The sequence below is a fragment of the Actinomyces sp. HMT 175 genome, from assembly GCF_016694895.1.
Classification (GTDB): domain Bacteria; phylum Actinomycetota; class Actinomycetes; order Actinomycetales; family Actinomycetaceae; genus Actinomyces; species Actinomyces oris.
In genome coordinates this window covers 879,397-905,549 of sequence record NZ_CP068012.1, presented here as the reverse complement: position 1 = coordinate 905,549, position 26,153 = coordinate 879,397, and the positions used below count along the sequence as shown (strand labels likewise).

The following is a 26,153-nucleotide window of genomic DNA, read 5'->3' as shown; positions in this document are numbered from 1 at the left end:
AGCGATCCCCTGCGACTCGCCTCGACGTCGGCAGCTCAGGACATCGCCGCCAGCACCGCCTCGGTGCCGGCGGCGATCGTCGTGTGCGCACCGGCCGCGAGTCGGATGACCTCGTCGGGGTCGGTGGGCGCCTGGGCGAAGGACAGGTCGGAGACGACGCTCATGCCGGCCACGCGCACCCCGAGCTGGTGCAGGGCGATGGCTTCCAGGACGGTGGACATGCCGACACAGTCGGCACCGGCGGATTCCAGCATTCGCGTCTCCGCCATGGTCTGATACTCCGGCCCGCGCACAGCGGCATAGACGCCTGACCTCTCTGTGACACCGCGCAGGACGTCAGCGAGCTCGTCGTCCCACACACTGCGAACGTCAGTGAAGACCGGGCCGTCGAAGGGTGAGGAGCCGGTGAGGTTGAGGTGGTCGGTGATCGTCATGACCTCGCCGATGTGCCAGCTGCGCAGGCAGCCGCCGGCGTTGACCAGGACGGCCCCGCGTACGCCGGCTGCGGCCGCGATACGGGACAGGGTGACCACGGGTCCTGGGCCGTGCCCCTCGTAGAGGTGGGTCCGTCCGCGGGCCACGAGGACGCGCCGCTCTCCCCCGACCTCCTGTCCGGCCACCTTCCGACCACGAGCGACGACATAGGAGTCGAGGCGGTCCTCATGTCCCGGCGCGACCGGGACCATGACCCCGGGCAGGTCGGACAGGCGCAGGCTCGCAGCCGGCTCACCCCAGGACGCCAAGGCATCAGCGGCGCCGGACCCCAGGACCACCAGGAGGTCGTGGCGAGGTGCGCCGGTGCGTCGGGCGATCTGGTGGGCGCCTTCCACGGCCGGGCCCGGGCCTTCTGCGCCGGCAGAGGCGCTCAGGGCCTCCAGACGCTCAGGCTCGAGAGCGAAGCCTGTGGCCTTGTCGTTCACGAACGGGCCTCCTGGAGGGCGACCCGGCCTCGGCCGAGGGCAAGGTGCCCGAGCACACCGATGAGCAGAGCGGCCAGCACACCGAGGTTGGCTCCGGCCCAGGCCCCGTCGCGGCCCCCGAGAGGCCCGAGCAGGTAGCCCTGCCAGGACAACCAGGAGGCGGCCGAGTTGACGACCAGCCCCCAGCCAACGACGGAACCGGCAGCCACGAGGACGATGGCCTCCCAGTTGACTGAGCCGTAGACGCCGTCGGGTGTGAAGAGGGCCTCCTCGTCGTAGTCGCGCTTGCGCAGAATGACCTCGGCGACCATGACTCCGGCCCAGGCGGCGATGACGACTCCCAGGGTGGTGAGGAACCCTTGGAAGGGGCCGAGGAAGTCATCGGCACCGAAGATGACGGCGATGGTGCCCACGGTCATGATGGTGGCGTCGATGGAGGTGGCCACGTGCCGGCGCACGGGCAGGCCGGTCGCCAGGAGCGACAGGCCCGAGGAGTACAGGTCCATGATGATGCCGCCGGCCAGCCCCAGGATGGCGACGATCGCGAAGGGGATGAGGAACCACGTGGGCAGGATCGTGGTCAGGGCGCCGATGGGGTCGGTGTTGATGGCCTGGCCGAGCTCGGCGTCGGAACCCACCAGGAGGATGCCGAAGAAGACGAGCACCACGCAGGGCAGTGCCGATCCCAGCGTGGTCCAGCCGATGACGCCGGCCGTCGAGGCCTTGCGGGGCAGGTAGCGGGAGTAGTCGGCGGCGGCATTGACCCAACCGAGGCCGAAGCCGGTGGCCACCATGACCAGGGCTCCGATGAAGGCCGCGGGGCCGCCCGACGGCAGGGCCAGAATCCTGTGGACACTGATCTGGGGAGCGACAAGGACGAGGTAGATGATGGTGAGGACACCGGTGGCCCAGGTGATCCAGGTCTGGACCCTCATGATCGCCTCGAAGCCGAGGATGCCGGCACTGGCGGCCAGGCCGACAGTGAGCAGGAAGCCCAGGATCTGGGCACCGACCTGGTTGTGCCAGCCCAGGGCCTGGAACACCGTGGCTGAGGCCAGGGTGGCGGAAACGCACAGGACGGTTTCCCAGCCGACCGTGAGGATCCAGGACAGGGCCGCGGACAGGCGGTTGCCGTTGTAGCCGAAGGCCGCTCGGGACAGCGCCAGGGTGGGGGCGCTGCCTCGTTTGCCCAGGACGGCCACGACGCCGCACAGGAGGAAGGAGACGATGACACCGACGCTGCCAGCAACGACCGCCTGCCAGAAGGACAGTCCGAATCCGAGGACCCAGGCGCCCCAGGACAGTCCCAGCACGGAGATGTTGGCCGCGAACCAGGGCATGAAGAGATCGCTCGGCCGTCCCTTGCGATCGGACTCGGAGATGACGTCAAGACCGGCGTTCTCGACGCGGGTGGCGGCGGGGACGTCTGCGGGTGCACTGCTCATGGGTGATCGACCTCGATGTCGGTATCAGGTGGCTCTCGAAGGAGAGGTGCCTGAAGTCTACGGGCACTGAGATGCGGCGAACGACGTCGGAGAGAGGAAACGATCCACCACACCCTCAGTAACATAGGATATGTCACACATTCTAGGTGGTCTCCATAGAAACTCTCACTGAATATCGGGTGTCGTCTCAGATGTACGCCTGTATAGTCGAGCCATCCTCCACCTCGTGGAGACTCACTACGGAAAGGAGCTCTCATGAGCGACAACGGAACCTTCGACAGGATCGCCGGCAAGGCCAAGGAGGCCGCAGGCAAGGTCACTGGTAACAAGGAGACCGAGACCGAGGGCAAGCTCCAGCAGGCCGAGGGCAAGATCAAGGAGGTCGCCGAGGACGCCAAGGACGCCATCAAGGGTGCGGTGAACCACCTCAAGGGCGACAAGTAAGCGTCGTCGCGACATACGCAATAGCGCCCAGCCTCCTGAAGGAGGCTGGGCGCTACTGCGTTGCCGATACCGGCGTCAGCTGCTCGCAGGGATCAGGGTCGGCGCCACGTTGACCACGCTCTGCGAGGGGTCGGCCTGCCCCCAGGAGTTGTTCCCCCAGGTCCAGGTCCCCTTGTCAACCGTGGCCCACGTGTCATAGCCGGAGGTGCCGATCTGGGTGGCCCCGTCGATCTTGTCCACCTGCACCAACCCTGAGGGGGTGTCGGAGACAGTTCCGTTGACCTGTCCGTAGCGGTTGGAGCCGAAGCACCAGACTGTGCCCTTGGCGAGCGCACAGGTGTGCTCGTAACCGGAGACGAGCGCGGTGGGAGCGGCCGGCAGCTTGCCGACCTCCACAGCCTGGTTGACCAGCGCCTCGTCAGTCTTCTTGCCGAGCTGGCCGACCTCGTTGGCGCCCCAGGCGTAGACCTTGCCCGAGTCATCCACGGCCACGGCGAAGCCCTTGCCCACACTCAGCGCAGAGACCTTGACCTTCTCCAGGCCGGGCACCGCCGTCGGCGAGACACGTGCGCCCTGAGTGTTGGCCTGGGCGTCAGCGCCCCAGCAGGCGACTCCGGTACCGCCCGAGGAGCAGACGAAGGAACCGCTGCCGGCGCGCAGGGTCGTAGGCTTGTTGGCAGCAGGGGCCGCCGCAGCGGGGGACGACGGAGCCGCCGCGTCCTTACCGGGCCACAGCCAGTGCCCTCCCAGGGCACCCCCGACCAGCCCGAGGGCGAGCACGCTGACCGCTACGACCGGGAGGACCCAACCGCGACGCGGAGCACTGCTCGGGTACTGGGAGACATCGCTCTGCGGTGCCTCCATCTCTGTCACCGCGGGCAGCGGCTGAAGCCTGTAGCCCTGCGGCTGAGGCTGCGTCGGTGTCGCCATCTGCGGCTGGGGCGGCGCGACCGCAGCCGGCTGCTGAGCGGGCTGAGTCGGCTGAGCCGCCCCGTAGTCCACAGTGCCGCCACGAGCGCCGTCGCCCCCGAATACGCCATCAAAGGCCGCGGGCTGTGCAGGCGCCCCGTACACGGGCGCGGGCTCTTGAACGGGCACCTGCTGCTGAGCAGGCGGGTACCCGGCAGGCTGCTGAGGGGAATATCCGGCAGATGCTGCGATCTGTTCGAGCTGCGCACGCTGCTCGGGCGTCCAGGCGTGTCCGGCGGCAAGGGCCTCCTGAGCACGCTCAGGACTGCCGCCGATGAACCACAGCACCCTGTCCCCGTCGAGCATCCGGTCATCCATGGGCCAGACCTCTCCTCAACGTCAAGGACCGATGTGTGTCAGTAGGTCAGCCTACGGCGAGCCATGAGCATGGCGGCGCCTGTCGCACCGGTGCCCAGCACCATCCAAGCGGCGGTCGTTCCCGCTCCGGTCTGAGCGAGGGTGGAGCGACCTGCGGTGGCGGTGCCCTGCTGGCCAGAGGCAGCCTGCTCGCGGGGTGCGGCGGCCTGCTCACCGGGAGCCTCCGCGGCTCCCTGGGGGGCGCTCTCCTCGGCCGCCGCAGGGGCGCCTCCCTCAGAGGACTGCTCGGGGGCCGGGGCCTGCTGCTCGGGAGCAGCCTGGGAACCGGCAGGATCGCCCTGCTGCTGGTCGCCCTGGTTCGGCTGGGACTGCTCAGCCGGAGCCTCCGGCTTGTTCTCCTGCTGCGCCGCGGCGTTGTTGGCACCCGGAGCCTGAGGTGCCGCCTTGCCCGCGTCCTCCGCGGGGGCGGGAGCAGGCTCGGGGGCGGGGGCAGGCTTGTCACCATCGGGCTTGGGAGCGGCCGGGGAGGGGGTGTCGGGCTGGGGAGCGTCGGCCTTCGCGCCACCGGACTGCGGCGCCACCTGCTCGGCGGCAGGAGCGGGGTCCGTCTCGGCAGCAGCCGCGCCGACCGGGACGACGGACAGGGCGACGGCCGCGGACGCGGCCATCCATACGCTTCGCTTCATGGGAACTCCTTCAGGATGTGAGAGCCACGACTCTCACATCGGGTGATGAGGATGTGGATGCGGACACCTTACCCAACGCAGCCCGGGTCCTGTCACGCCACCGACACGGGCACTACTCCACTGTTGGGCACTTCACATCTTAGCCGCTCGGACGTGCTGAGAGACGGTCAGACCCTCAGGCCCAGCCCTCTCATACGCGAGACCGCCCCCTGGGTCAGCACCGAGTGGAGCTGCTCCTGAGCCATCTGCCCGAGGAGCTCGGGGAACTGCCCCAGGAGCCTCTGGAAGGTTCCGATCTCCTCACCGATGACGCGCCGACCCCACAGCCCCAGCCGGGCGGCCAGCTGTGGGTCGGCCGCAATGACCTCCTCCAGCTCGGCGACGGCGTAGGTGCTGATCGGGTCCTGGCTGAGCTCGTGGACGAGCCCTCTGCGCAAGGGATCCTCCAACGACTCGCTCAGCGCCATCCCGAAGTCGATGAGCAGCCCGAAGGTGATGTAGGTCTTGAGCAGGCGCTCGGCCCAGTCCAGTGGCCGCAGCCGCTCGTCGAAGTCGCCCAGCACGTCGGTGAAGCGCTCGGCCGCCCCCAGGGCGTCGATGCCGTGGGTCGCGGCCAGCTCCACGACCCGGTCGAAGGAGGCGACCTCCCAGGCGCTCATGCGCAGCAGGTCGACCCGGGCCGTCATCCGCGGAGCCCGGTCGGCATCCTTGGCGTAGCGGGTGCAGGCCGCCGTCCGGGAGATCGCGACGACGCCGACGACCGACAGCTCGTGAGGACCGACCTGCATCGGGGTGGAGGCGCTGCTGGGCTGAGGTGACGGAGTCGGCATCTGGGACATGGCCACCATCGTATCCAGGTCTTGTCGTGCGTGAAGCACAGCCGTGACATCGACCACGCCGACGGCGCACCTCCCCATCCAGACAGGCCATCATCATGTTTTCCCGCTACGCTGACGGCGTCCACGGTTGCCCGGTCGTCAGATGGACTCAGCTATGACTCGCGATCGGCTGCCAGATCCGACGGCGCCGACGCCCACGCAGCGCACCCGACTGTGCGCGCGAGCGACAGCCGCGCCGGAGCGGTTCAACCCGATCAGAAGACAAGGAACCTCGTGAGCAACGAGCAGCACGGGGCCGACGCCGTCGAGCCCGACCACAACTCCACAGACGACCAGACCCCCATCGAGGGTGCCGACGCCGCTGCCGGCGCCACGACCGCCCCGTCCGGGATCATCGAGACGGCCGGCGCCCACGCCCCCGTCCTGGACGAGGCCACTCCCGACATCACCGACGAGGGCGACCAGACCGACCTGAGCCGCAAGACCTTCGCCGACTTCGGTGTCGAGCCGGAGATCTGCGAGGCCCTGGACGCCAAGGGCATCACCCACCCCTTCCCCATCCAGGCCCTCACCCTGCCAGTTGCCCTGGAGGGGCAGGACATCATCGGTCAGGCCAAGACCGGCACCGGCAAGACCCTGGGCTTCGGCATCCCCCTGCTCATGGACACCCTGGGTCCCGGGGAGGAGGGCTGGGACGAGGATCCCGCCTCCGGCAGCCCCCAGGCCCTGGTCATCCTGCCCACCCGTGAGCTGGCCAAGCAGGTCGCCGAGGAGCTGTCCACGGCTGCCGCCAAGCGGACCGTGCGCATCGTCCAGGTCTACGGCGGGCGCGCCTACGAGCCCCAGATCGAGGACCTCGAGCGGGGAGCCGAGGTCGTCGTGGGAACGCCCGGCCGCCTCATCGACCTCATGGAGCGCGGTGTGCTGGACCTGGCTCACGTCACCACCGTCGTCCTGGACGAAGCCGACGAGATGCTGGACCTGGGCTTCCTTCCCGACGTGGAGAAGATCCTGGCCCGCACCCGCGCCGACCGGCACACGATGCTCTTCAGCGCCACCATGCCCGGGGCCGTGGTCGCCCTGGCGCGCCGCTACATGACCCGCCCCACCCACATCCGCGCCCAGGACCCGGGCGACGAGGGTATGACCGTCCAGACGGTCCAGCAGGTCGTCTACCGCACCCACTCGATGAACAAGGTGGAGGTCGTCTCCCGGATCCTCCAGGCCGAGGGGCGCGGGCGCACCATCATCTTCGCGCGCACCAAGCGCACAGCGGCCCGGGTGGCCGACGACCTGCGCGCCCGCGGTTTCGCCACCGGGGCCCTGCACGGCGACCTCGGCCAGGGGGCCCGCGAGCAGGCCCTGCGCGCCTTCCGCAACAACAAGGTGGACGTGCTGGTGGCCACCGACGTGGCCGCTCGGGGTATCGACGTCGACGACGTCACCCACGTCATCAACTACCAGTGCCCCGAGGACGAGAAGATCTACGTCCACCGCATCGGGCGCACCGGACGCGCCGGCAACTCCGGCACGGCGGTCACCTTCGTGGACTGGGACGACGTGCCGCGCTGGCGGATCATCGCCAAGGCTCTGGGCCTGCCCATCGAGGAGCCGGTGGAGACCTACCACACCAGCGAGCACCTGTTCTCCGACCTGTCGATCCCGGAGAAGGTCACCGGCCGCCTGCCCCGTCACAAGCGCACCCTGGAGGGGCTCGACGCCGAGGAGATCGAGGACCTGGGTGAGACCGGCAAGCGTGGGCGCAAGCAGTCCGGCCGACAGGGCGGGCGCTCGGAGCGCGGCCGGGGCGGCAGGGGCGCCAAGGACTCCAAGCGCGGTGAGCGTTCCCGGCGCTCCGCCGACGGCGAGGCCAAGCCCCGGCGCAAACGCACCCGTAAGCGCACGCGCGGCGGCCGCCCGGTTGACGGGACCGCCGGCGAGTAGGACTGACAGGCAGCGGCTGAGACTCACGTGGGTCTCAGCCGCTGCCCGACTCCGGGGCGAAGCCGGGTCAGAGGCGGGTCGCCAGGAAGGCGAAGACGCCGTCGGCCATGATCTGGACGGCGATGGCCGCCAGGAGCAGTCCCATGACCCGGGTGAGGATCCGGATGCCGGAGGTGCCCAGCACCCGGTTGAGCCCCAGGGAGAAGCGCAGCGAGGCCCAGATGGCGATGTGCGTGCCGATGATCGCGGCCGTCACGGATACCCACCCGGCCACCCCGCCTCCGGTGGTGTCCACGGCGACCATCGCCGCGACGATGGCGCCGGGCCCGGCCAGCAGGGGCGTGCCCAGGGGCACGAGGGCGGCGTTGGCGGTGACGGCGTCAGGATCGGGACTCTCATCGACCTTGTCGGTCAGCAGCTCCAGGGCCACCAGGAGCAGCAGCAGTCCGCCGGCCACCTGGAGGGAGGGCACCGAGATCCCCAGGAACTTCAGGATGTAGCGTCCGAAGACTGCGAAGAGCACGATGACGGCGAAGGAGACGACCGTGGCCTGGCGTGCGGAGGCGGCGCGCTCCGGGGGTGTCTGCCGCGAGGTCAGGGACAGGAAGATCGGGATGGCGCCCAACGGGTCCTGGATCACCAGGAGCGTGGTGAAGGTCGTGGCGAAGACCGTGGTGTCGAAGACGGACTGCAGCATGGGGCGTTTCTATCACCACCGCTCGGCGGGAGTCGGGTGCCGTGGCCGGTCGGCCCTCAGGGGCGGACGAGGTCGAGGGCGCCCTCGTCGAGGATCTGTTCCAGCAGCTCGGGCGGCATGAGGTTCTCCCCCAGGCGGTTGGGCTTGCCGGAGCCGTGGTAGTCCGAGGCCCCCGACAGCCCCAGGCCCAGGCGCTGGGCCAGGAGGCGAACCTGCTCGCGCTGCTCGGGGTCCTGGTCGCGGTGGTTCATCTCCAGGGCCGCCAGGCCGGCCTCGGCCATCTGGGCGAAGGTCTCATCGGGCACGAGGCGGCGTTGGCGGGAGGCGGCGCGCGGGTGGGCCGCCACCGGGACCCCACCGGCGGCGCGCACCAGGCGGCAGGCCTCCACCGGGTCCAGCGCCCAGTGGTGGACATAGTAGGGCGAGGAGGTGGCCAGCGGCCCGGCGAAGGCGGCGTTGCGATCGGGGAAGGAGCCGGCCGCTACGAGGGCGTCGGCGATATGGGGCCGGCCGATCGTGTGGGAGTCGGCCGACTGGGTCAGAACGTCCTCCCAGGTGACCGGGTAGTCCTCGCTAAGGCGCTCGACCATCCGCTGGGCCCGGCTGTCGCGCGAGCGGCGGGCACGGGCGAAGGCGGCCTCCAGCCCGGCGTCGTCGGCCCGGTGCAGGTAGGACAGCAGGTGGAGGGTGACCCCATCGGCGGCGCAGGAGATCTCGGTGCCGCGCAGCAGGGCGACACCGGCGAACGGAACGGCCCGGGCCGCCTCCTGCCAGCCGGCCATCGTGTCGTGGTCGGTCAGGCCGACGACGTCGAGGCCGGCCTCGGCCGCCTTCTCCATGAGCTCGGCGGGCGAGTCGGTGCCGTCGGAGCAGGCCGAGTGGGTGTGGGGGTCGATGCGCACCGGGACAGTGTAGGTAAGTGCGGGCAGCGCGCAGGGAGGCGTGGAAGACTGGACGGCATGAGCGAGTCGAGCCGTATGAGCAGTACTGTGCCCACCACGCGGCGCACCGACGACGCCCTGGTCCGCTTCGGGGTGATCGGGGCCGGTTTCATCGCCCGCTGGTTCGCCGAGGCCGTCGCCCGCGAGCCGGGTGCACAGATCGTGGCCGTCACCTCCGCCCACCGCGAGCGCGCCGCCGCCTTCGCCACCGAGCACGGGATTGCGCATGCCTATGCCTCGCTTGAGGAGATGCTCGCCGCCCACGGCCCGGGCTCGCCCGACCCGATCGACGTCATCCATGTGGGTTCCCCCAACTCCCTGCATACGCAGCACTCGATCGCGGCCCTGGAGGCAGGTTTCCACGTGGTGGTGGAGAAGCCCTTCGCCCTGACGCGCTCGCAGGCCGAGGCGATGGTGGAGGCGGCACAGGCGACCGACCGCTTCCTCATGGAGGGGTGGCTGTCCGCCTTCGAGCCCGGAGTGGCTCAGCTGCGTAAGCACCTTCCACGGCTGGGGCGGCTGCACCGGGTGGTGCTGTCTAAGGAGCAGTTCTCCTCGCGGATGGAGGTCTACCGCTCCGGTGGCCTGCCGCCGGCCTTCGATCCGGCTCTGGGCGGCGGCTCCCTCATGGATCTGGGCATCTACCCGGTCAGCCTGGCCATTCACCTCTTCGGTGAGCCGGACCGGGTGACGGCCACGGGGACGCTGCTGGAGTGCGGTGTCGACGCACGGGGCACGGTGGTCCTGTCCTACGACTGCGGTGAGCACGCCGGGCTGGAGGTCGTCTGCCTGCACTCCAAGACCTCCCCGGGGATGGAGTCGATCTTCGCCGGGGACCATGACGTGCTGAGCATTGACGACTGCCAGTGGCCCCGGCGCATTGGGCTGCGCGGCCCGACGGCGGCGACGGGCACGGGTGAGGACCTGTCGGTCGAGCGCGGCGCTGAGGCGTCCGGTCACCAGCTCGTCTACGAACTGGCCGAGGTGTGCCGCCTGGTGCGGGCCGGAGCGCGCCAGTCCGATCTGCACCCGTTGAGCCGCTCCGTGGCGGCGGTCGGGGTTCTGCAGGAGGCCCGTCGCCAGGTGGGGGTGCGCTTCCCGGCCGATGAGCAGGACTGAGCCGTCCCCGATTCTGAGCCCCCCACCGAGCGCAGGTTGGGGCCCAACAGTGGGATGATGCCCCTATGACACCGACTTCTTCCGCAGACAACCACCCGTCCGACGAGTCCCCCGCCTCCTCGCAGGAGGCCCCCCAGTCCTTGGCGGCGCGAGGCTCCAACCGGTCCCGCCAGCCCGAGAACCAGGCCTTCCGTGACTTCATCGGCTCGGGGTGGGGGCCGCGTCCCGAGGGTCTGCCCGCCCGCAGCGAGGCGGCTCCCTGGGCGGCCGCCCGCCGTGAGGCCCTCGGCAGGCTCTTCCCCGGCGAGCGCCTGGTCCTGCCCGCGGGCGCGCTCAAGGTGCGCAACAACGACTGCGACTACCGGTTCAGGCCCCACAGCGCCTTCGCCCACCTGGCCGGAACCGGCACGGACTTCGAGCCGGATGCCGTGCTCGTCCTGGACCCCCTCACCGAGCCGAGTCAGGACGCCGGTTCCGCGGACGGCTCCGATGACACCGACGACGTCGCCCCGACGCATGAGGCAGTCCTCTACTTCCGGCCCCGGGCCTCGCGATCCAGCCAGGAGTTCTACGGCGACCCCCGCTACGGCGAGCTGTGGGTGGGGGTGCGGCCCTCCCTGGAGGAGGTCGAGGCCTCCACCGGCATGCGCTGCGCCCACATCGACTCCCTGCCCGACGCGCTGGCCAAGGATGCCGGTCCCGACGCGGTGCAGCTGCGCGTCGTCGCCGAGGCCGATGAGTCCGTCACCGCTCTGGTGACCTCCACGCGGGAGAAGGTCGGGTTGCAGACCGGCCAGGGCGCCGCGGAGGTCGACGCCGGTCTGGCCGAGGCCGCCAGCGAGCTGCGCCTGGTCAAGGACCCCTGGGAGATCGACCAGCTGCGTGCCGCCGTCGCCGCCACCAAGGCCGGCTTCGACGACCTCATCCGCTCCATCCCCCGGGCCCGCGGCCACTGGCGCGGTGAGCGGGTCCTGGAGGGGGCCTTCGGGGCCAAGGCCCGTGAGGAGGGCAACGGCCTGGGCTATGACACGATCGCCGCGGCCGGCAACCACGCCAACACCCTGCACTGGATCAACAATGACGGCGCTGTCGAGCCCGGCCAGCTGGTCCTGGTGGACGCCGGTGTCGAGGTCGACTCCCTCTACACCGCTGACGTCACTCGCACGATCCCGGTCGATGGTCGCTTCACCGAGGCTCAGCGCCGGATCTACCAGGCGGTTCTCGACGCCGCCGACGCCGCCTTCGCCCGTGCGGGCACCCCGGGCTGCCGCTTCAAGGACGTCCACGCCGCCGCCATGGAGGTGATCGCCGCCCGCCTCGAGGAGTGGGGGATGCTGCCCGAGGGCGTCAGCGCAGCCGACTCCCTGGCCCCCGAAGGCCAGTACCACCGGCGCTGGATGGTGCACGGCACCAGCCACCACCTGGGCCTGGATGTCCACGACTGCGCCCAGGCGCGCCGCGAGATGTACATGGAGGCCGAGCTCAAGCCGGGCATGTGCTTCACCATCGAGCCGGGACTGTACTTCCGCGAGGACGACCTGCTGGTGCCCGCCGAGATGCGTGGCACGGGCGTGCGCATCGAGGACGACGTCGTGGTGCGTGAGGACGGCAGCGTGGAGCGCCTCACTCAGGACGTGCCCCGCACCGTGGAGGAGGTCGAGGCCTGGGTGAGCGGGCTCATCGCCAACTGACTGCCGACTGACTGACTGCTCGGCCACCCCCCTTGCCGCTCATCGCTATTTGTAGATAGCATCGCCGCATGACGATGAAACATGGGCTGCTGCCCGAGGACCGCCCCCAGGACCACGGTGCTGTGCGCGAGGCCTCCACCGTGGCCTCCCTGCTCGATGTCCTGGGGGACGCCACCCGCCTGGCGATCCTGCGCCACCTCCACGGCGGCGAGCACCGGGTGGTGGAGCTGACCGAGCACTTGGGCCTGGCCCAGTCGACCGTCTCCCAGCACCTGGCGATCCTGCGCAGCGCCGGTCTCATCTCCAGCCACTCCCACGGACGGGCCAACGTCAGCCGGATCGAGAATCCCGAGGCCATCGAGCAGGTCCTGGCCGCTGCCGAGTCCTTGGCCGCCGTCATCTCCGCGGACGGAGTGAGCCGGGGCAAGGAGCCGCAGTGAGCACCCCAGCCGGTCACGAGCCCGACACCCATTCCCACCACCACTCCCACGGTCACTCGCACAACCACGGCGCCGGGGCCTCACGAGGTCGGCTCCTGGTCGCCCTGTGCCTGTCGACCACGGTCCTGGTGGCCGAGATCGTCAGCGCCCTTGTCACCGGATCGCTGGCGCTGCTGGCCGACGCCGGGCACATGCTCACCGACGTCGCCGGCCTGGCCATGGCCCTGACGGCCGCCCAGCTGTCCACGCGTCCGGCCACGGACCGCTCCACCTGGGGCATGCGTCGCGCCGAGGTCATCGGGGCCGCGCTCCAGGCGGGCATGCTCGCCGTCGTCGGGCTCTTCGTGGCCTTCAAGGCGGTTCACAACCTGCTGGTGGCCCCGCAGGTCGAGGCCTCGGGCATGCTCGTCATGGGTGTCATCGGTCTGGCCGCCAACGTCATCGCGCTGCTGGTCCTCTCTGGCGGCCGGGGGCATGACGGACACGGCGAGAACCTCAACATGAGGGCCGCTCTGCTGGAGGTCCTCAATGACGCCCTGGGATCAGTGGGCGTCATCATCGCTGCCGCCGTCGTGGCCCGCACCGGCTGGACGCGGGCCGACGCCGTGGCCTCCCTGCTCATCGCCGTCCTCATCCTGCCCCGGGCGGTGACGCTGCTGCGCTCGGCCCTGGCGGTGCTCATGGACTTCACTCCCCGGGAGCTGGACCTGGCGCAGGTGCGCTCGCACATGCTCGGCATCGACCACGTCGAGGAGGTCCACGACCTGCATGCCTGGACCGTCGCCTCGGGCATGCCGGTGCTGACCGCGCACGTCGTCGTGCGCGACGAGTGCCTGCGCGACGGTCACACCGAGGAGATCCTCGACCGGCTCCAGAACTGCGTGGCCGAGCACTTCCCGGTCAGGATCCAGCACGCGACCCTCCAGCTCGAGCCCGTCTCGCACCTCGAGCACGAGGCCGCCTACTGCTAGGCCGGGTCAGGAACGGCGGTAGCGTTTGCGGGTCGGCTCGGGAATGTGAGCCGGCTCCCCACCTTCCAGGTGCTCACGGGCGAAGGCCAGCGCGCTGGCGAGGCCCTCGAGACGCTGGGAGGCCGTCATGGACCGGGTGGTCACCTCGACGACGACCTGTCCCCCACCGGCCTCGAAGCCGGTGGCCACCAGGTGCTTGAGGACCCCGGCGCAGTCCTGGTTGCCCTGCCCGGCCAGCAGGTGGTCGTCCAGGGGCCCGGGCACGCCGTCGGTCAGGTGCAGGTGGCGCAGCGTGGGCCCCAGCGCGCGGGCCATGGCCAGGGCGTCGGAGCCGGAGGTGGCGGCGTGGGAGATGTCCAGAGTCACTGACTTGTAGCCCTGCCCCACCGGATCCCAGGTGGGCGAGTAGGCCTGGAAATCGCGCGTGGAGTGGGCGTGGCGGGGCCGCCAGGTGAACATGTTCTCCACCGCCAGGTGGATGCCCGTGGTCGCCTCGCGCTGCGCGACCCCGGCGATGAAGGAGCGCGCGTAACGGGTCTGCCAGAAGAAGGGCGGGTGCAGCACCACCGTGGGCGCCTCGAGGTAGTGGGCCAGCTCGATGGAGCGGTCCACCTTGTCCCACGGATCGGCGCCGAAGACCCCACGGGTCACCAGCAGCGTGGGGGCATGGACCGCCAGCACCGGCTGGTCGTGCTTCTCCACCAGGGCCGCCAGCCGGGTGGCGTCCTGGGATGCCTTCTCACTCCAGACCATGATCTCGACGCCGTCGTAGCCCAGCTCCTGGGCGATGGCGAAGGTGTCGGGAACACTGCCAGGAACCACACAGGCGGTCGACAGCCCCACCGGAATGCTCATTGTCGCGCTCCCTCGTCCCTCAGTGCCGCTCAGCCCTTGTCACCGGAGCCGGTCTCATCGCCGGACTCCTGCGACGACGCCGGGGCCCCCGGCTCCTTGCGACCCTCCGATCGCGAGGGACGCAGGAAGGGGTCGTAGTCCTCGGCAATGGCCGGGGCGCCGGAGGCGGAGCCGGCCGAGGCAGTGGGGGTCCGCTCAGGAGCGTCACTGCCGGGCTGCGGCAGGCGCACCCCGAAGCGGGGCTGCTCGTCGGGGCGCGAGCCGAAGGCGGTGGGCCCGGGGGCCTCCTGTCGCGCACGACGCCGCTCCTGGGAGCGCCGCAGCGCGCCCGCCCCACGCGCGAGGTTGCCCGGGACGTCGGCCAGAGCCTGGCTGGCCTCGTGAATCTCCCGGGCGGCGAGGATCGAGTAGCGCGAGGCCACGACCTGACTGATGGAGGTGAAGTCGCGCCGCCCCCGGGTCAGGGCGTAGCTGAAGAGCTGGAAGACGATCCCCCACAGCACCCCCAGCAGGACACAGGCCCAGAAGTTGAGCCTGGGACCACTGCTGCCGGCCACCGACATGATGATGCCGAAGAACACCCCGATCCACAGGCCGTTGAGAGCCCCCGACATCGCCGCCCTCCCCCAGCTCATACGCCCGGTGATGCGCTCGACCTGACGCAGGTCGGTGCCGATGATCGCCAGGTGCTGCACCGGGAAGCCCTGGTCCGACAGAGCGTCGACCGCCCTCTGCGCCTCGGGGTAGGTCGCGAAGGAGGCCACCTCCTCCCCCTGGGGCATGACACCACCACTGGACGAGGTCAGGGAGGACAACGGGCTCGGATTGGCACTCATGGGGGCTATCGTCGCACGCGCGGGCACGCGGTACGGGCCCATCGGCAGGCAATCACGCCTCAGGCGCATAGGCTTGGCTTGTGGAGAACACCAGGACGCGCACGACCAGCAGGGTTTTTGTGGCCCGCCTCATCGGTACCTCCGTCTTCGACCCCTTGGGCGATGAGGTGGGCAAGGTCCATGACGTCGTCGTCCTGCTGCAGATGCGCGGAGAGCCCAGGGCCGTCGGCTTCGTCATCGAGGTCTCCAGCCGGCGCCGCGTCTTCCTGCCCCTGTCGAGGATCACCGCCATCGAGCCCGGGGCCGTCATCACCACGGGCCTGATGAACATCCGCCGCTTCACCCAGCGCCACGTGGAGACCCTGGTCGTCGGCGAGCTGCTGGACCGGGTGGTCACCATGCGCGACGGCTCGGGGAACGTCACGGTGCGCGACGTGGCCATCGAGCGCGACCGCGGCATGGACTGGAAGGTGACCCGCCTGTTCGTCCAGCGGGCCTCCTCGGGCCCCCTGGGCCTGCGCCGCGGGGAGACCTTCACGGTGCGCCCCGACGAGGTCAGCGGCCTGGCCGCCAGCGCCGACCAGCAGGGCGCCACCGCACTGCTGGCCACCTTGGAGGACCTCAAGCCGGCCGACCTGGCCGACGTCATGCGCGACCTGCCCCAGGACAGCCAGATGCGCGTGGCCGCCGAGCTGACCGATGAGCGCCTGGCCGACGTCCTGGAGGAGCTCGGCAACGAGGACGCCGTCGCCCTCCTGTCCCGCCTGGAGGCCGGGCGCGCCGCCCACGTCCTGGACGCCATGCAGCCCGACGACGCCGCCGACCTGGTCGCCGACCTCCCCCAGCTCAAGGCCGCCGAGCTGCTGGGCCTCATGGAGCCCGAGGAGGCCGAGGACGTGCGCCGCCTCATGGCCTACGACGAGTACACCGCCGGCGGACTCATGACCACCGAGCCGATCATCCTGCCCCCCGAGTCAACAGTGGCGACCTTCCTGGCCCAGTCCCGCAAGGCCGAGATCCCTCCCGCCCTGGCCGCCGTCGGCTTCGTGTGCCGCCCGCCCCTGGAGTCCCCCACCGGCAAGTTCGTGGGCATGATCCACTTCCAGCGGGCCCTGCGCGAGCGCCCTCAGCGCATGGTCGGTTCCATCGTGGACACCGACGTCGACTCCGTGCGCCCCGAGGACTCCATCGGTACCGTCACCCGCCTGCTGGCCACCTACAACCTGACGGCCCTGCCGGTCCTCGACGACGCCGGACGCCTGCTGGGCGCCGTCAGTGTCGACGACGTCCTGGACCACCTCATGCCCGACGACTGGCGCGTGGCCGACGAGGCCGTCACCGACGAGACGATCGAGAGGGGCGCCAATGCCTGACCAGCTCGACCAGCCCTTGCCCGACAGTCGCCTGCGGTGGCTGCGCAGGACGCATCCGGCCCACGCCTCGCGCTCGGACGGCTTCGGCCGCTTCGCCGAGGCCACCGCCCGCTTCATGGGCTCGCCCAAGTTCGTGCTCTACATGTCGATCTTCGTCGCTGTGTGGATCGTGGCGAACCTCATCCTGGCCAAGATGCAGCAGGCCTGGGACCCCTACCCCTTCATCCTGCTCAACCTGGCCTTCTCCACCCAGGCCTCCTACTCGGCCCCCCTCATCATGCTGGCCCAGAACCGACAGGACGACCGCGACCGCGTCACCGCCGAGCAGGACCGCCAGCGCGCCCAGCGCAACCTGGAGGACACCGAGTTCCTCACCCGGGAGATCGCCGCCCTGCGCCTGGCCATGAACGACGTCGCCACCCGCGACTTCGTGCGCAGCGAACTTCGCGACATGCTCAGCGAGATCCTCGCCGAGGAGCGCCTCACCCGTGAGGAGATCGCCGAGTTCCAGGACAGCGGCGATGACGAGCCCGACACCATCCCTGAGCAGCGCACCGCTCAGTGAGGGGCACCCGGCCCTCACGTGGGACTCGCCACCTGTCGTGGCGCTCGACGGCACCCCTAGGATGGGCCCATGACGCAACCGACTCATGACGCCGTCATGGAGGCGCTGACCAGGGTCATCGACCCCGAGCTGCACCGCCCCATCACCGACCTGGGAATGGTCTCCTCCGTTGACATCGCCGAGGACGGCGTGGTCAGCGTCGAGGTGCTCCTGACCGTGGCCGGGTGCCCCTTGAAGGACACGATCACCGCCGACACCCGACGCGAGGTCAGCACCGTCGAGGGTGTCACCGAGGTGCAGGTGAGCCTGGGCGTCATGAACGATGAGCAGAAGGCCGAGCTGCGGCGCCGCCTGCGCGGTGGGGCCGCCGAACCGGTGGTTCCCTTCACCCAGCCGGGCAACCTCACCCGGGTCTACGCCGTCACCTCCGGCAAGGGAGGGGTCGGCAAGTCCTCGGTGACCGCGAACCTCGCCGCCGCCATGGCCGCCCAGGGCCTGAGCGTGGGCGTGGTGGATGCCGACATCTACGGCTTCTCCATCCCCCGCATGCTGGGGGTGGAGCGGGTGCCCACCCAGCTCGACGGCATGATCGTGCCGCCTGTGGCCCACGGGGTAAAGGTCATCTCCATCGGCATGTTCGTGGAGGACAAGCAGCCGGTTGTGTGGCGCGGCCCCATGCTGCACCGCGCCGTCCAGCAGTTCCTGTCCGACGTGTTCTGGGGCGACCTGGACGTCCTGCTGCTGGACCTGCCGCCCGGCACCGGCGACGTGACGATCTCCGTGGCCCAGCTGCTCCCGAACGCCGAGATTCTCGTGGTCACCACCCCGCAGACGGCCGCCGCCGAGGTCGCCGAGCGCACCGGCCTCATCGCCACCCAGACGCACCAGAAGGTGGTGGGCGTCATCGAGAACATGTCCTACATGCCCCAGCCCGACGGCTCACGCCTGGAGATCTTCGGCTCCGGCGGGGGCGAGATCGTCAGCGCCTCCCTGAGCGAGACCCTCGGCTACGAGGTGCCGCTGCTGGCCCAGCTGCCACTGGACATCCGCCTGCGCGAGGGCTCCGACACCGGACTGCCGGCCACCGTGGCCCAGGACGGCAAGCCGGCCGCCGACGCCCCCGCAGCCCTGGAACTGTCCGCTGTGGCCCAGCGCCTGACTCACCGCTCCCGCGGCCTGGCCGGCAAGAGCCTGGGGGTCACCCCGGCCTGATGCCGGCCCCGCCGGCTCTCTGACCGAGTCCGGCATTGGTCACATCGCCCGACGGCTCTTTCGCCCGGCACGATGGGGCGAAGCTCGTACGGGTCAGAAGTCGACGGCGATGCGCGCAGCCTCGGCGCGGGTGCGGGCGGCGGCGTTGGCGGCGCGCACGATGTCGCGAGGGGACAGAGGACGCACGCGGGTACGGGAGTCATCACCCGCCGCGGTGGCGTCCCCTGCATCCTCGCCGGAGGCAGCGGCCTGCGGCTCGACCAGGCTTGTCGGGACCTCGACCGGCTCCGGCTCGGCCGGACGCTCGGACTGCTCCAGCTGCTCAGTGCCCTCCGTGTCCTCGGCCTCCCCGGACTGCTCGGGCTCTGTCTTCTCCGGCTCAGTCTCTTCAGCCCCGTCGGCCGACTCGACCAACTCGACCGACTCGACTGACCCAGCCTCAGTCTCGGCCTCGGCGTCATCCTCGACGTCGTCCGCCTGCTGGAGCACTCCCCGCGGCGGAGCGGCAGCTGCCTGCTCAGCGCTCTGCGGGCTCTCAGCGTTCTCGACACCCTCAGTGCTCTCGGAGTTCTCGGAGCCCTCGGTGCTCCCGCTGCTCTCAGCCTTCTCGGCATCCTTCTCGGCCAGCCGCTCGTCGCGCTTGGCCTCGATCTGCTTGCTCAGCGACGTGGCCCGATCCTTCTTGACCACGTCGTTGACAGCCTGTGCGGCGTCGTCGGACATCTCCTTGGCGGCTGAGCCGACGGAGCGGAAGGGGTGGGCGAGATCCTCGCGGATGGCGTCGATGTCCTCCCCCAGGGCGTCGCGCACGATCTTGCGCGGGTCGTACTGGCGCGGATCGAGGCTGGACAGGTCCAGGTCGGCCATCTCGGGGCCGACCTCCTCAGCGATCTGGCTGCGCGCGTTGTCCAGGAACACCCGGAGCTGACGCACCATCTGCGTGAGCTTGCGGGTGTACTCGGGCAAGCGCTGCGGCCCCACCACGATCACCGCCACCAGGATGATGACGAGGAACTCAGATCCGTTGATGCCGAACACGCCGCTCAGTATAGGGAGTCCCACCGGTCCGAATCCGCCTCGGTTCGCCTACCGGCGGACTCACCCGGGCGAGCGCCCTTCCGCCTATCAGGCCGAACACCTGGAACAATGTGGCTTGAGGGGTGCGCCTGGCACCCCGCAGCAGAAGAAAGGCTCACAGTGAGTGCGGACAAGACGCTGAGCTGGTCCTACACGGAGGACTTCACCGCGGAGGACGAGGCCACCGCCCAGGCCCGCATACGCGGGCTCGAGCTCGGCATCACCCCGGTGTCCTCGGGGACCGGAGCCGCGCTGCGGATGCTGGCCGCCTCAGTGGGAGCCAAGTCCGTGGCCGAAGTCGGCACCGGCACCGGCGTCTCGGGCCTGTGGCTGCTGGGCGGCATGGGCACTGACGGGGTCCTCACCACGATCGATGTCGAGCCCGAGCTCCAGCGCGAGGCGCGTCGCGCCTTCGACGGGGCCGGCTATCCCTCCTCACGCACCCGCATCATCCAGGGGCGGGCCTCGGACGTCATGCCCCGGATGGCGGCCCGCTCCTACGACATGGTGGTGCTCGACGTCGCCCCGGAGGAGGCGATCCTCCTGGCCTCCAACGCCCTGCGGATGCTGCGCCCCGGCGGGGTCCTGGCCGTCACTCGGGCCCTGTGGAACGACCACGTGGCCGACCCGGCCCGCCGTGACGTCACCACCGTGGCAGCCCGCGAGCTCGGCAAGGCGCTGCGGGCCTCCCGCGCGCTGCTGACCACGCTGCTGCCCGTCGGAGACGGCCTGCTCGTCTCCGTGCGCCAGACCTGACTGTTCACCGCCCAACCGGCCGGAACGACGAAGAGGGCCGGACCCGCATGGGGTCCGGCCCTCTCTCGCGAGGCTGGATGACTCGGCCACCGGCTCCTCGACGCCGAGGTCCCAGTGGTACCCGGCTGCCCCCGGGCGCCAGGATCGGTCAGATCTTGGCGTTGGCCAGGGCCTCTCCGAGTGCCTTGACCTCATCGGCCGTGATCTCGAGGACGAGTCGACCACCACCCTCAAGCGGAACCCGCATGATGATGGCGCGGCCTTCCTTGACGACTTCGAGGGGGCCGTCTCCGGTCCGGGGCTTCATGGCAGCCATGTGCTCACCTTTCGTCAGTGCTGCGCGGGCACATCGCCGCGCGACCTGTCATATTCTACGACATTCAAGGTGCAAGGTTCGAGGACGGGCCCGCCATGACGCGATTCACGCCCCCGCCCGGCCGTCGCGCAGCCTGCGGGCCGCACTGACCACGTAGGCCACGGCCGCCTCAGCGTCATCGACGACGTGCAGCAGGTCGGGGTCGCTCGCAGCGATCATGCCGCGCTCGATCATCGAGGTGCGCAGCCACTCCAGCAGCCCACCCCAGTAGCCGCTGTCCACCAGGACGATGGGGAAGGAGGAGATCTTCTGAGTCTGGACCAGGGTGAGTGCCTCGAAGAGCTCGTCGAGGGTCCCCATTCCGCCGGGCATGACGACGAATCCGTCGGAGTACTTGACGAACATGGTCTTGCGGGCGAAGAAGTAGCGGAAGTTGACCCCGAGGTCGACGTACTCGTTCATGCCCTGCTCGTGGGGCAGCTCGATACCCAGCCCCACTGAGGTGCCGCCGGCCTCGTGGCAGCCGCGGTTGGCGGCCTCCATCATGCCCGGGCCGCCTCCGGTGATGACGGCGTAGCCGGCGCGTGCCAGCCCCGCCCCCACCTCCATGGCCACCCGGTAGGTGGGATCCTCGGGCTTGGTGCGGGCTGACCCGAAGACGCTGATGGCCGGCCCCAGCTCCGCCAGGGCCCCGAAGCCCTCGACGAACTCCGCCTGGATGCGCATGACCCGCCACGGGTCGGCGTGGAGCCAGTCGGCGTCGGCGTCACTGCTCAGCAGTCGCGCGTCGGTGGTCTGGGTGGGGATCTGGGTGCCGCGCAGCACCACTGGTCCCTTGCGGTAGGACTGACGTGAACTCATGCGGCCATGATCCCCTAATCCCGCCGAGACGGCGACGTATTCAGTGCGCAGAAGAAGAGGACACGTGAGGGACAAAAGTCCCAGAAATTCATCCCCGCCACCCACACCTTTCTCACCAGCATCTCATCTCTCAGAACTCTCAGAACAAACCCGAATTATACCGCCAATTTAATTCAAGACATCTTATCTTCAGGGGCTCTCCGTCACCCTGGTGACTGAATTCTCCTTGTGTTTGGAAACACCAGTGAGGAGCGTCATTGTGAGCGTTTCCAGAAGTTATCGCGCGGTACCGTCGCAGATATGACCCGAGGCCCTGAAGATGTGTACGACGACGTTGCCGTGGACGCGTGGATCCAGGACGATCCGGACCCCGTCACCCGCGCCGAGCTCACTGAGCTGCTGAGCGCCGCCCGTTCTCATGGCGAGCAGGCCCAGGCGGCTCGCAGGGCACTCAGCGACGCCTTCAGCGGCACCCTCGCCTTCGGCACGGCCGGCCTGCGAGGCCGCCTGGGCGGGGGCCCCAACCGGATGAACCGGGTCGTCGTCATCCGCGCCGCGGCGGGGTTGTCCGCTTACCTCAAGGACCGTCTCGGTGAGGGCTTCAGCGTCGTCATCGGTTACGACGCCCGCCACAACTCCGAGCAGTTCGCCCTCGATACGGCCGCGGTCGTCACCGGTGCGGGCGGTCGGGCCATTCTCTTCGAGTCGCACTGCCCGACCCCGGTACTCGCCTTCGCGCTGCGGCGCCTGGAGGCCGACGCCGGCGTCATGGTGACGGCCTCGCACAACCCTCCCCAGGACAACGGCTACAAGGTCTACCTGGGCGGGCGGGCCGTGACCGACTCAGGTCAGGGGGCCCAGATCGTTCCCCCCTATGACAGCCAGATCGCTGCGGCGATCGACGCCGTCGGCCCGGTCAGCTCCGTGCCCCGCCCGCAGTCGGGCTGGGAGACGGTCGACCCGGAGATCCGGGAGGAGTACATCGAGCGGGCCGCTCAGGCGGCTCGGATGACGGCCCCCGCCCCGGTGAAGATCGTGTTGACGGCGATGCACGGCGTGGGTGGGGCCACCTGCCGGGAGGTGCTCGCGCGAGCCGGGTTCACCGACGTCGTCGAGGTGGCTGAGCAGTTCGAGCCGGATCCGGACTTCCCGACGGTCGCCTTCCCCAACCCGGAGGAGCCCGGGGCGCTCGACCTGGCGCTGGACAAGGCCCGGCGGGTCGAGGCGGACCTGGTGATCGCCAACGATCCCGATGCGGATCGTTGCTCCGCCGCCATCCCGGACGAGGATGCTCCCGGCGGCTGGCGTCAGCTGACGGGCGATGAGGTCGGCGCGCTCCTGGGTGAGCAGGCCGCCGAGCTGGCTGCCTTCGCGGGCAACGGGGTTCTGGCCTGCTCCGTGGTCTCCTCCCGCCTGCTGCGCCGGATCGCCCAGTCCCACGGCTTGGGCTTCCGCCGCACGCTGACGGGCTTCAAGTGGATCAGCCGGGAGCCGGGCCTGGTCTTCGGCTACGAGGAGGCCCTGGGCTACTGCGTCGATCCCGCCGCGGTGCGGGACAAGGACGGCATCTCCGCCTCGGTGCGGCTGGCGGTGCTGACCTCCGTGCTCAAGCAGCAGGGCCGGACCCTGCAGGATCTGCTCAACCGGCTCGCGCGTGACCACGGTCTGCACGCCACGAGCCCGTTGAGCATGCGGGTCGAGGACCTCGAGATCATCACCAGCACCATGGAGCGTCTGCGTTCGGGCGGGGCGCCGGCCAAGCTCGCCGGTTCCCCGGTCACCAAGACGGTGGATCTGCTCGACGGCGTCTCGGACGGCAACGGCGGTACCCTTCCCCCCACGAACGGCCTGGTGTGGGTGACGGCCTCGGATGACCGAGTGGTCGTGCGCCCCTCGGGAACCGAGCCCAAGCTCAAGTGCTACTGCGAAGTGATTCTGCCGACGAATGACACTCCGGTGGCGCAGGTGCGCGAGGCGGCCGCTGAGCGCCTGGAGGCCATCAAGGCCGACCTGCGCGGCATTCTGGGGATCGCTGCCTGAACAACCCCCATTGCAGGCCTGGCTCCGGCGTCGCCGGGAGCGCCCGCGCAGGATCGGCGCGGGCTCAGCCCCGGCGTAGCAGCGGCACTCGCACCCAGGCACCGCGCGTCGCGGCCCAGTGGAGCAGGGCTGAGACCAGGTAGACCACTCCACAGGCCACGGCGATGACTCCGCCTGCGGACAGGTTCAGCTGCACTGCGATCAACAGCCCGGCCAGGGACGTCGCCGCACCGAGAATCGGGGCGCCGATCAGCAGCCGGCTCATGGTGCGCGTCCACGGCGCCAGCGCGGCCGCGGGCGCGGCGATGAGCGCGATGGGCAGAATCGTGCCGACGGCGGGAACGAGCATCACGATGGTCAGGGTAATCATGACCATGACGGTCCCCTCGGCCCAGGCGGGCTTCAGACCGCTGGCGCGGTATCCCAGCGGGTCGAAGCTGTAGAAGGTGAGGAACCGCCCGGCCACCGCGAGCACGAGGACCGTCAGCGCCAGGACGGTGCCGACGGCAATGACATCGACGCGATTGACGTTGAGCACGGAACCGGCCAGGAAGGAGTCCACCTTGATCGGCAGCGGGGCGAACCACTTGTTGAGGAAGTAGCCCAGGGCGAATCCGAAGGTGAGGACAACGCCGGCGGCCGACTGGGAGGAGATCCCGGGAACCTGGGACAGTCGCCGCATGAGCCAGATCATCGGCAGGCACATGAAGGCGGCTCCCACCAGCACCAGCGCGGACAGGAGGGTGAAGTCGGCGTGCTGGCCGAGAACCGCCCGCGAGAACCAGGCGGCGGTGACCACGCCGACGATCGCTCCGGGGAAGGTCGCGTGAGTGAGTGACTCGGTGAAGAAGATCCGGCGATGGACCAGCGCGAGCGCCCCCACGAGCCCGGCCAGGAGCCCCATGAGAAGGACCTCGACGATGGGCAGCAGGAGGATGTCGAACCCGATTCTCATACCCGGCTCCTCTCGGTCGTCGGGGTCACGCCTCTCGCCGAGTCCTCCGGTCCCCCGACGGGATCGGCACTGGCCTGCGCACCTACCGTCGTCGAGGTCGACGCAGCTGCCGCGGACTGCACTGAGCCGGCCCGCCGAGCCGGCCCGCGCAGCCTTTCGCGCGCGGTTGAGACGCCGACGGCGATCAGGAGGATCCCGGTCATCACCAGGGCCACGGTGGCCTGCGGTGAGATCGGCTTGTCGGAGGTCTCGGGCAGGGCCATGAGCAGCATGCCCAGGTACCCCCCGCCCACACCCACGGCGATGGCGACCAGGACCATGGTGCGTACCCGGGAGGCAAGAACGCGCGCCGTCGCACCGGGGATGACGAGGTAGCCGATGACCAGGAGGATCCCCACCGCCGTCGAGGCGGAAACGACCGCGGCAGCGATGGCGGTGTTGAGGATCAGGTCGAGTGCGAGCAGCCTCAGCCCGGAGGCGCGGGCGCCGGTGCGGTCGAAGGCGTAGGCCACCTGCTCCTTCCAGGTCGCCGCAATGAGCAGCAGTGCGACGGCGCACACGATGAGCGCCTGGGCGAGGCGCGCATCAGTGACCTCCAGGAGGCGGCCGAACATGAGGGCCTCGAGCTGGCCGGACATGTCGCCCTTGGCCAGGGACAGGATGAGCCCGACGGAGAAGAAGCTGGTGAGGACGACGGCGGTGCCGGCCTCGGAGGCCTCCCCCCGATGCGAGCGGTGCGAGACGATGGTCAGCACCACGGCCGCGGCGACGGCGACGACGGAGGCCGCCGGGATGATCGCGTCGATCCCCCAGTAGACGGCGCCGGCGACGATCCCGGGGAAGACGGCGTGGACCATGGCCTCGGCGCTGAACTCGGCGCTGCGCAGGTTGACGATGACACCGATGACGCCTGCGACGACGCCCAGGAGCACCACCATCACCAGGGGGCGGAAGAGGAAGGGATACGTCGCCAGCTCGGTGAGCCCGGGGATGTTGAGGGCCGCCAGGCGCAGCTGCTCGAGGGCCTGGGTGAAGAGCGTCATCGCCTCACTCATGACGGCTCCTGCGTGCCCGCGCCGGAACGGAGCCCCAGCAGCCGGGTGGTGCCGTGGCCGCCGTAGGCCTCGTCGATGTAGCGGGCCACGAGCACGTCGTCGCGCGGTCCGAAGGCGATCTGCCGTCCGGCCAGGAGGGCCGCCTGCTCGCAGGTCTCCTGGGCCAGAACGAGGTCGTGGGTGGAGATGACCAGGGAGATGCCCTGGTCCTTGAGGTCAGTGATGATGGATAGCAGGGCGTCCCGGTTGGGCTGGTCCAGGCCGTTGAAGGGCTCATCGAGGAGGATGAGGCGGGGCCGGGCGGCCACGCAGCGCGCCACGAGGACGCGCTGCTGCTGGCCGCCGGACAGGGTGCCGAAGCGCCTGTCGGCGCGGTCGGCCAGACCCACGCTGTCAAGGGCCTCCAGCGCCCGACGACGGGCCTCGGCACCGGGGCGCCGCAGGATGCCGAGCTGGGAGTACATGCCCATCTGGACCACCTCCCGCACGGTGACGGGGAAGGTGGGGTCGAGGTCGCTGAGCTGAGGAACGTATCCGACGGACCCCCGTGGCGCTCTGCCCGGTGCCGCCCCGTTGACACGCACCCGGCCCCTGCTGACGGTCACCATGCCGAGCAGTGCCCGCATGAGTGTCGTCTTGCCCGAGCCGTTGGGACCCACGAGGGCGAGGGCCTGCCCGGCCGGGACCTGACCGGTGACACCGGTGAGCACGGTGGAGGAGCCGTAGGAGAAGGACGCGTCCTCCAGGGTGACGACTGGTTCGGCAGCAGCGGTCCGGGTGGTTGGGGAGGTCATCGCGGGAGTGCGATCACGGGGGTCTGTCATTCGG

The 26,153-nt window shown here is 70.1% G+C and carries 26 protein-coding genes; 11 read left to right on the top strand and 15 right to left on the bottom strand.

Annotation, left to right across the window (positions count from 1 at the left end):
* Positions 1-35: 35 nt before the first annotated feature.
* Both JJJ14_RS03910 and JJJ14_RS03905 read right to left on the bottom strand, forming a co-directional pair.
* Positions 36-920, bottom strand: a complete 885-nt coding sequence (locus JJJ14_RS03910; protein WP_201444744.1) for a purine-nucleoside phosphorylase — start codon at positions 918-920, stop codon at positions 36-38.
* Positions 917-2,365 (bottom strand): purine-cytosine permease family protein, encoded by a 1,449-nt coding sequence (locus JJJ14_RS03905; RefSeq protein WP_201444743.1) that lies wholly within the window; start codon positions 2,363-2,365, stop codon positions 917-919. The genes JJJ14_RS03910 and JJJ14_RS03905 overlap by 4 nt, the downstream gene beginning before the upstream one ends.
* 255 nt (positions 2,366-2,620) lie before the next feature.
* Between JJJ14_RS03905 and JJJ14_RS03900 the strand changes: the two genes are divergently transcribed.
* Positions 2,621-2,809 (top strand): CsbD family protein, encoded by a 189-nt coding sequence (locus JJJ14_RS03900; protein ID WP_020991836.1) that lies wholly within the window; start codon positions 2,621-2,623, stop codon positions 2,807-2,809.
* Between the two features lie 75 nt (positions 2,810-2,884).
* On the opposite strand, the gene JJJ14_RS03895 is transcribed toward JJJ14_RS03900, so the two are convergent.
* From JJJ14_RS03895 to JJJ14_RS03885, 3 genes are all read right to left on the bottom strand, one after another.
* The gene (locus tag JJJ14_RS03895) at positions 2,885-4,096 is read right to left on the bottom strand and encodes an RCC1 domain-containing protein (protein ID WP_201444742.1); all 1,212 of its coding nucleotides are present in this window, start codon (positions 4,094-4,096) and stop codon (positions 2,885-2,887) included.
* A 38-nt stretch (positions 4,097-4,134) separates the two neighbouring features.
* Positions 4,135-4,782: a peptidase gene (locus tag JJJ14_RS03890; RefSeq protein ID WP_201444741.1), complete on the bottom strand. Its 648-nt coding sequence runs from the start codon at positions 4,780-4,782 to the stop codon at positions 4,135-4,137.
* A 167-nt stretch (positions 4,783-4,949) separates the two neighbouring features.
* On the bottom strand, positions 4,950-5,630 hold the full coding sequence (locus JJJ14_RS03885; protein WP_201444740.1) for a ferritin-like fold-containing protein: 681 nt from the start codon (positions 5,628-5,630) through the stop codon (positions 4,950-4,952).
* A 264-nt stretch (positions 5,631-5,894) separates the two neighbouring features.
* On the opposite strand from JJJ14_RS03885, the gene JJJ14_RS03880 reads away from it, so the two are divergent.
* On the top strand, positions 5,895-7,565 hold the full coding sequence (locus JJJ14_RS03880; protein WP_075375205.1) for a DEAD/DEAH box helicase: 1,671 nt from the start codon (positions 5,895-5,897) through the stop codon (positions 7,563-7,565).
* Between the two features lie 67 nt (positions 7,566-7,632).
* On the opposite strand, the gene JJJ14_RS03875 is transcribed toward JJJ14_RS03880, so the two are convergent.
* Positions 7,633-8,262, bottom strand: a complete 630-nt coding sequence (locus tag JJJ14_RS03875; protein ID WP_075375206.1) for a MarC family protein — start codon at positions 8,260-8,262, stop codon at positions 7,633-7,635.
* Positions 8,263-8,318: 56 nt separating this feature from the next.
* Positions 8,319-9,164: a PHP domain-containing protein gene (locus JJJ14_RS03870; protein ID WP_201444739.1), complete on the bottom strand. Its 846-nt coding sequence runs from the start codon at positions 9,162-9,164 to the stop codon at positions 8,319-8,321.
* A 57-nt stretch (positions 9,165-9,221) separates the two neighbouring features.
* On the opposite strand from JJJ14_RS03870, the gene JJJ14_RS03865 reads away from it, so the two are divergent.
* From JJJ14_RS03865 to JJJ14_RS03850, 4 genes are all read left to right on the top strand, one after another.
* Entirely contained in the window at positions 9,222-10,322 is a 1,101-nt protein-coding gene (locus tag JJJ14_RS03865; protein ID WP_201444738.1) for a Gfo/Idh/MocA family protein, read from the top strand.
* A gap of 65 nt (positions 10,323-10,387) precedes the next feature.
* The gene (locus JJJ14_RS03860; protein ID WP_201444737.1) at positions 10,388-12,013 is read left to right on the top strand and encodes an aminopeptidase P family protein; all 1,626 of its coding nucleotides are present in this window, start codon (positions 10,388-10,390) and stop codon (positions 12,011-12,013) included.
* Positions 12,014-12,081: 68 nt separating this feature from the next.
* Positions 12,082-12,453: an ArsR/SmtB family transcription factor gene (locus tag JJJ14_RS03855; protein WP_010614721.1), complete on the top strand. Its 372-nt coding sequence runs from the start codon at positions 12,082-12,084 to the stop codon at positions 12,451-12,453.
* On the top strand, positions 12,450-13,424 hold the full coding sequence (locus JJJ14_RS03850) for a cation diffusion facilitator family transporter (protein ID WP_201444736.1): 975 nt from the start codon (positions 12,450-12,452) through the stop codon (positions 13,422-13,424). The genes JJJ14_RS03855 and JJJ14_RS03850 overlap by 4 nt, the downstream gene beginning before the upstream one ends.
* Before the next feature lie 6 nt (positions 13,425-13,430).
* Here JJJ14_RS03850 and JJJ14_RS03845 read toward each other — a convergent pair whose 3' ends face one another.
* Together JJJ14_RS03845 and JJJ14_RS03840 are read right to left on the bottom strand one after the other, a co-directional pair.
* Complete coding sequence (locus JJJ14_RS03845; protein ID WP_201444735.1) at positions 13,431-14,279, bottom strand: sugar phosphate isomerase/epimerase family protein; 849 nt, start codon at positions 14,277-14,279, stop codon at positions 13,431-13,433.
* Positions 14,280-14,308: 29 nt separating this feature from the next.
* Positions 14,309-15,115, bottom strand: a complete 807-nt coding sequence (locus tag JJJ14_RS03840; RefSeq protein ID WP_201444734.1) for a general stress protein — start codon at positions 15,113-15,115, stop codon at positions 14,309-14,311.
* An 80-nt stretch (positions 15,116-15,195) separates the two neighbouring features.
* Between JJJ14_RS03840 and JJJ14_RS03835 the strand changes: the two genes are divergently transcribed.
* The 3 genes from JJJ14_RS03835 to JJJ14_RS03825 all read left to right on the top strand — a co-directional run bounded on the left by JJJ14_RS03835 (position 15,196) and on the right by JJJ14_RS03825 (position 18,265).
* Complete coding sequence (locus tag JJJ14_RS03835) at positions 15,196-16,488, top strand: magnesium transporter MgtE N-terminal domain-containing protein (RefSeq protein WP_003789676.1); 1,293 nt, start codon at positions 15,196-15,198, stop codon at positions 16,486-16,488.
* Entirely contained in the window at positions 16,481-17,053 is a 573-nt protein-coding gene (locus JJJ14_RS03830) for a DUF1003 domain-containing protein (protein WP_101559366.1), read from the top strand. Before JJJ14_RS03835 ends, JJJ14_RS03830 begins: the two co-directional genes overlap by 8 nt.
* A 69-nt stretch (positions 17,054-17,122) precedes the next feature.
* Complete coding sequence (locus JJJ14_RS03825) at positions 17,123-18,265, top strand: Mrp/NBP35 family ATP-binding protein (protein WP_201444733.1); 1,143 nt, start codon at positions 17,123-17,125, stop codon at positions 18,263-18,265.
* 93 nt (positions 18,266-18,358) lie between these two features.
* On the opposite strand, the gene JJJ14_RS03820 is transcribed toward JJJ14_RS03825, so the two are convergent.
* Positions 18,359-19,303, bottom strand: a complete 945-nt coding sequence (locus JJJ14_RS03820; protein WP_101559368.1) for a twin-arginine translocase TatA/TatE family subunit — start codon at positions 19,301-19,303, stop codon at positions 18,359-18,361.
* A gap of 159 nt (positions 19,304-19,462) precedes the next feature.
* Between JJJ14_RS03820 and JJJ14_RS03815 the strand changes: the two genes are divergently transcribed.
* The gene (locus JJJ14_RS03815; protein ID WP_009406302.1) at positions 19,463-20,098 is read left to right on the top strand and encodes an O-methyltransferase; all 636 of its coding nucleotides are present in this window, start codon (positions 19,463-19,465) and stop codon (positions 20,096-20,098) included.
* Between the two features lie 148 nt (positions 20,099-20,246).
* Here the strand turns inward: JJJ14_RS03815 and JJJ14_RS03810 are convergent, their stop codons facing one another.
* Positions 20,247-20,414 carry a DUF3117 domain-containing protein gene (locus tag JJJ14_RS03810; RefSeq protein WP_009396029.1) on the bottom strand — a complete coding sequence of 56 codons (168 nt, stop codon included), beginning with the start codon at positions 20,412-20,414 and terminating at the stop codon, positions 20,247-20,249.
* A 105-nt stretch (positions 20,415-20,519) separates the two neighbouring features.
* On the bottom strand, positions 20,520-21,275 hold the full coding sequence (locus tag JJJ14_RS03805) for a TIGR00730 family Rossman fold protein (RefSeq protein WP_201444732.1): 756 nt from the start codon (positions 21,273-21,275) through the stop codon (positions 20,520-20,522).
* Between the two features lie 300 nt (positions 21,276-21,575).
* Between JJJ14_RS03805 and JJJ14_RS03800 the strand changes: the two genes are divergently transcribed.
* Positions 21,576-23,315 (top strand): phospho-sugar mutase, encoded by a 1,740-nt coding sequence (locus JJJ14_RS03800; RefSeq protein WP_101559369.1) that lies wholly within the window; start codon positions 21,576-21,578, stop codon positions 23,313-23,315.
* A 64-nt stretch (positions 23,316-23,379) separates the two neighbouring features.
* Here the strand turns inward: JJJ14_RS03800 and JJJ14_RS03795 are convergent, their stop codons facing one another.
* Genes JJJ14_RS03795 through JJJ14_RS03785 form a run of 3 tightly spaced genes read right to left on the bottom strand, consistent with a single transcriptional unit; the run spans position 23,380 to position 26,149 of the window.
* Positions 23,380-24,270, bottom strand: a complete 891-nt coding sequence (locus tag JJJ14_RS03795) for a metal ABC transporter permease (protein ID WP_075404339.1) — start codon at positions 24,268-24,270, stop codon at positions 23,380-23,382.
* The gene (locus JJJ14_RS03790; RefSeq protein WP_201444731.1) at positions 24,267-25,325 is read right to left on the bottom strand and encodes a metal ABC transporter permease; all 1,059 of its coding nucleotides are present in this window, start codon (positions 25,323-25,325) and stop codon (positions 24,267-24,269) included. The genes JJJ14_RS03795 and JJJ14_RS03790 overlap by 4 nt, the downstream gene beginning before the upstream one ends.
* Positions 25,322-26,149 (bottom strand): metal ABC transporter ATP-binding protein, encoded by an 828-nt coding sequence (locus JJJ14_RS03785; RefSeq protein ID WP_236592906.1) that lies wholly within the window; start codon positions 26,147-26,149, stop codon positions 25,322-25,324. The genes JJJ14_RS03790 and JJJ14_RS03785 overlap by 4 nt, the downstream gene beginning before the upstream one ends.
* Positions 26,150-26,153: the final 4 nt, after the last annotated feature.

Excerpts from the sequence above, each read along its gene's own strand:
- JJJ14_RS03905 (WP_201444743.1), bottom strand. The coding sequence starts at position 2,365 with ATGAGCAGTGCACCCGCAGACGTCCCCGCCGCCACCCGCGTCGAGAAC.
- JJJ14_RS03875 (WP_075375206.1), bottom strand. The coding sequence starts at position 8,262 with ATGCTGCAGTCCGTCTTCGACACCACGGTCTTCGCCACGACCTTCACC.
- JJJ14_RS03895 (WP_201444742.1), bottom strand. The coding sequence starts at position 4,096 with ATGGATGACCGGATGCTCGACGGGGACAGGGTGCTGTGGTTCATCGGC.
- JJJ14_RS03840 (WP_201444734.1), bottom strand. The coding sequence starts at position 15,115 with ATGAGTGCCAATCCGAGCCCGTTGTCCTCCCTGACCTCGTCCAGTGGT.
- JJJ14_RS03800 (WP_101559369.1), top strand. The coding sequence starts at position 21,576 with ATGACCCGAGGCCCTGAAGATGTGTACGACGACGTTGCCGTGGACGCG.
- JJJ14_RS03900 (WP_020991836.1), top strand. The coding sequence starts at position 2,621 with ATGAGCGACAACGGAACCTTCGACAGGATCGCCGGCAAGGCCAAGGAG.
- JJJ14_RS03825 (WP_201444733.1), top strand. The coding sequence starts at position 17,123 with ATGACGCAACCGACTCATGACGCCGTCATGGAGGCGCTGACCAGGGTC.
- JJJ14_RS03790 (WP_201444731.1), bottom strand. The coding sequence starts at position 25,325 with ATGAGTGAGGCGATGACGCTCTTCACCCAGGCCCTCGAGCAGCTGCGC.
- JJJ14_RS03785 (WP_236592906.1), bottom strand. The coding sequence starts at position 26,149 with ATGACAGACCCCCGTGATCGCACTCCCGCGATGACCTCCCCAACCACC.
- JJJ14_RS03885 (WP_201444740.1), bottom strand. The coding sequence starts at position 5,630 with ATGGTGGCCATGTCCCAGATGCCGACTCCGTCACCTCAGCCCAGCAGC.
- JJJ14_RS03890 (WP_201444741.1), bottom strand. The coding sequence starts at position 4,782 with ATGAAGCGAAGCGTATGGATGGCCGCGTCCGCGGCCGTCGCCCTGTCC.
- JJJ14_RS03795 (WP_075404339.1), bottom strand. The coding sequence starts at position 24,270 with ATGAGAATCGGGTTCGACATCCTCCTGCTGCCCATCGTCGAGGTCCTT.
- JJJ14_RS03860 (WP_201444737.1), top strand. The coding sequence starts at position 10,388 with ATGACACCGACTTCTTCCGCAGACAACCACCCGTCCGACGAGTCCCCC.
- JJJ14_RS03865 (WP_201444738.1), top strand. The coding sequence starts at position 9,222 with ATGAGCGAGTCGAGCCGTATGAGCAGTACTGTGCCCACCACGCGGCGC.
- JJJ14_RS03845 (WP_201444735.1), bottom strand. The coding sequence starts at position 14,279 with ATGAGCATTCCGGTGGGGCTGTCGACCGCCTGTGTGGTTCCTGGCAGT.
- JJJ14_RS03830 (WP_101559366.1), top strand. The coding sequence starts at position 16,481 with ATGCCTGACCAGCTCGACCAGCCCTTGCCCGACAGTCGCCTGCGGTGG.
- JJJ14_RS03855 (WP_010614721.1), top strand. The coding sequence starts at position 12,082 with ATGACGATGAAACATGGGCTGCTGCCCGAGGACCGCCCCCAGGACCAC.
- JJJ14_RS03805 (WP_201444732.1), bottom strand. The coding sequence starts at position 21,275 with ATGAGTTCACGTCAGTCCTACCGCAAGGGACCAGTGGTGCTGCGCGGC.
- JJJ14_RS03810 (WP_009396029.1), bottom strand. The coding sequence starts at position 20,414 with ATGGCTGCCATGAAGCCCCGGACCGGAGACGGCCCCCTCGAAGTCGTC.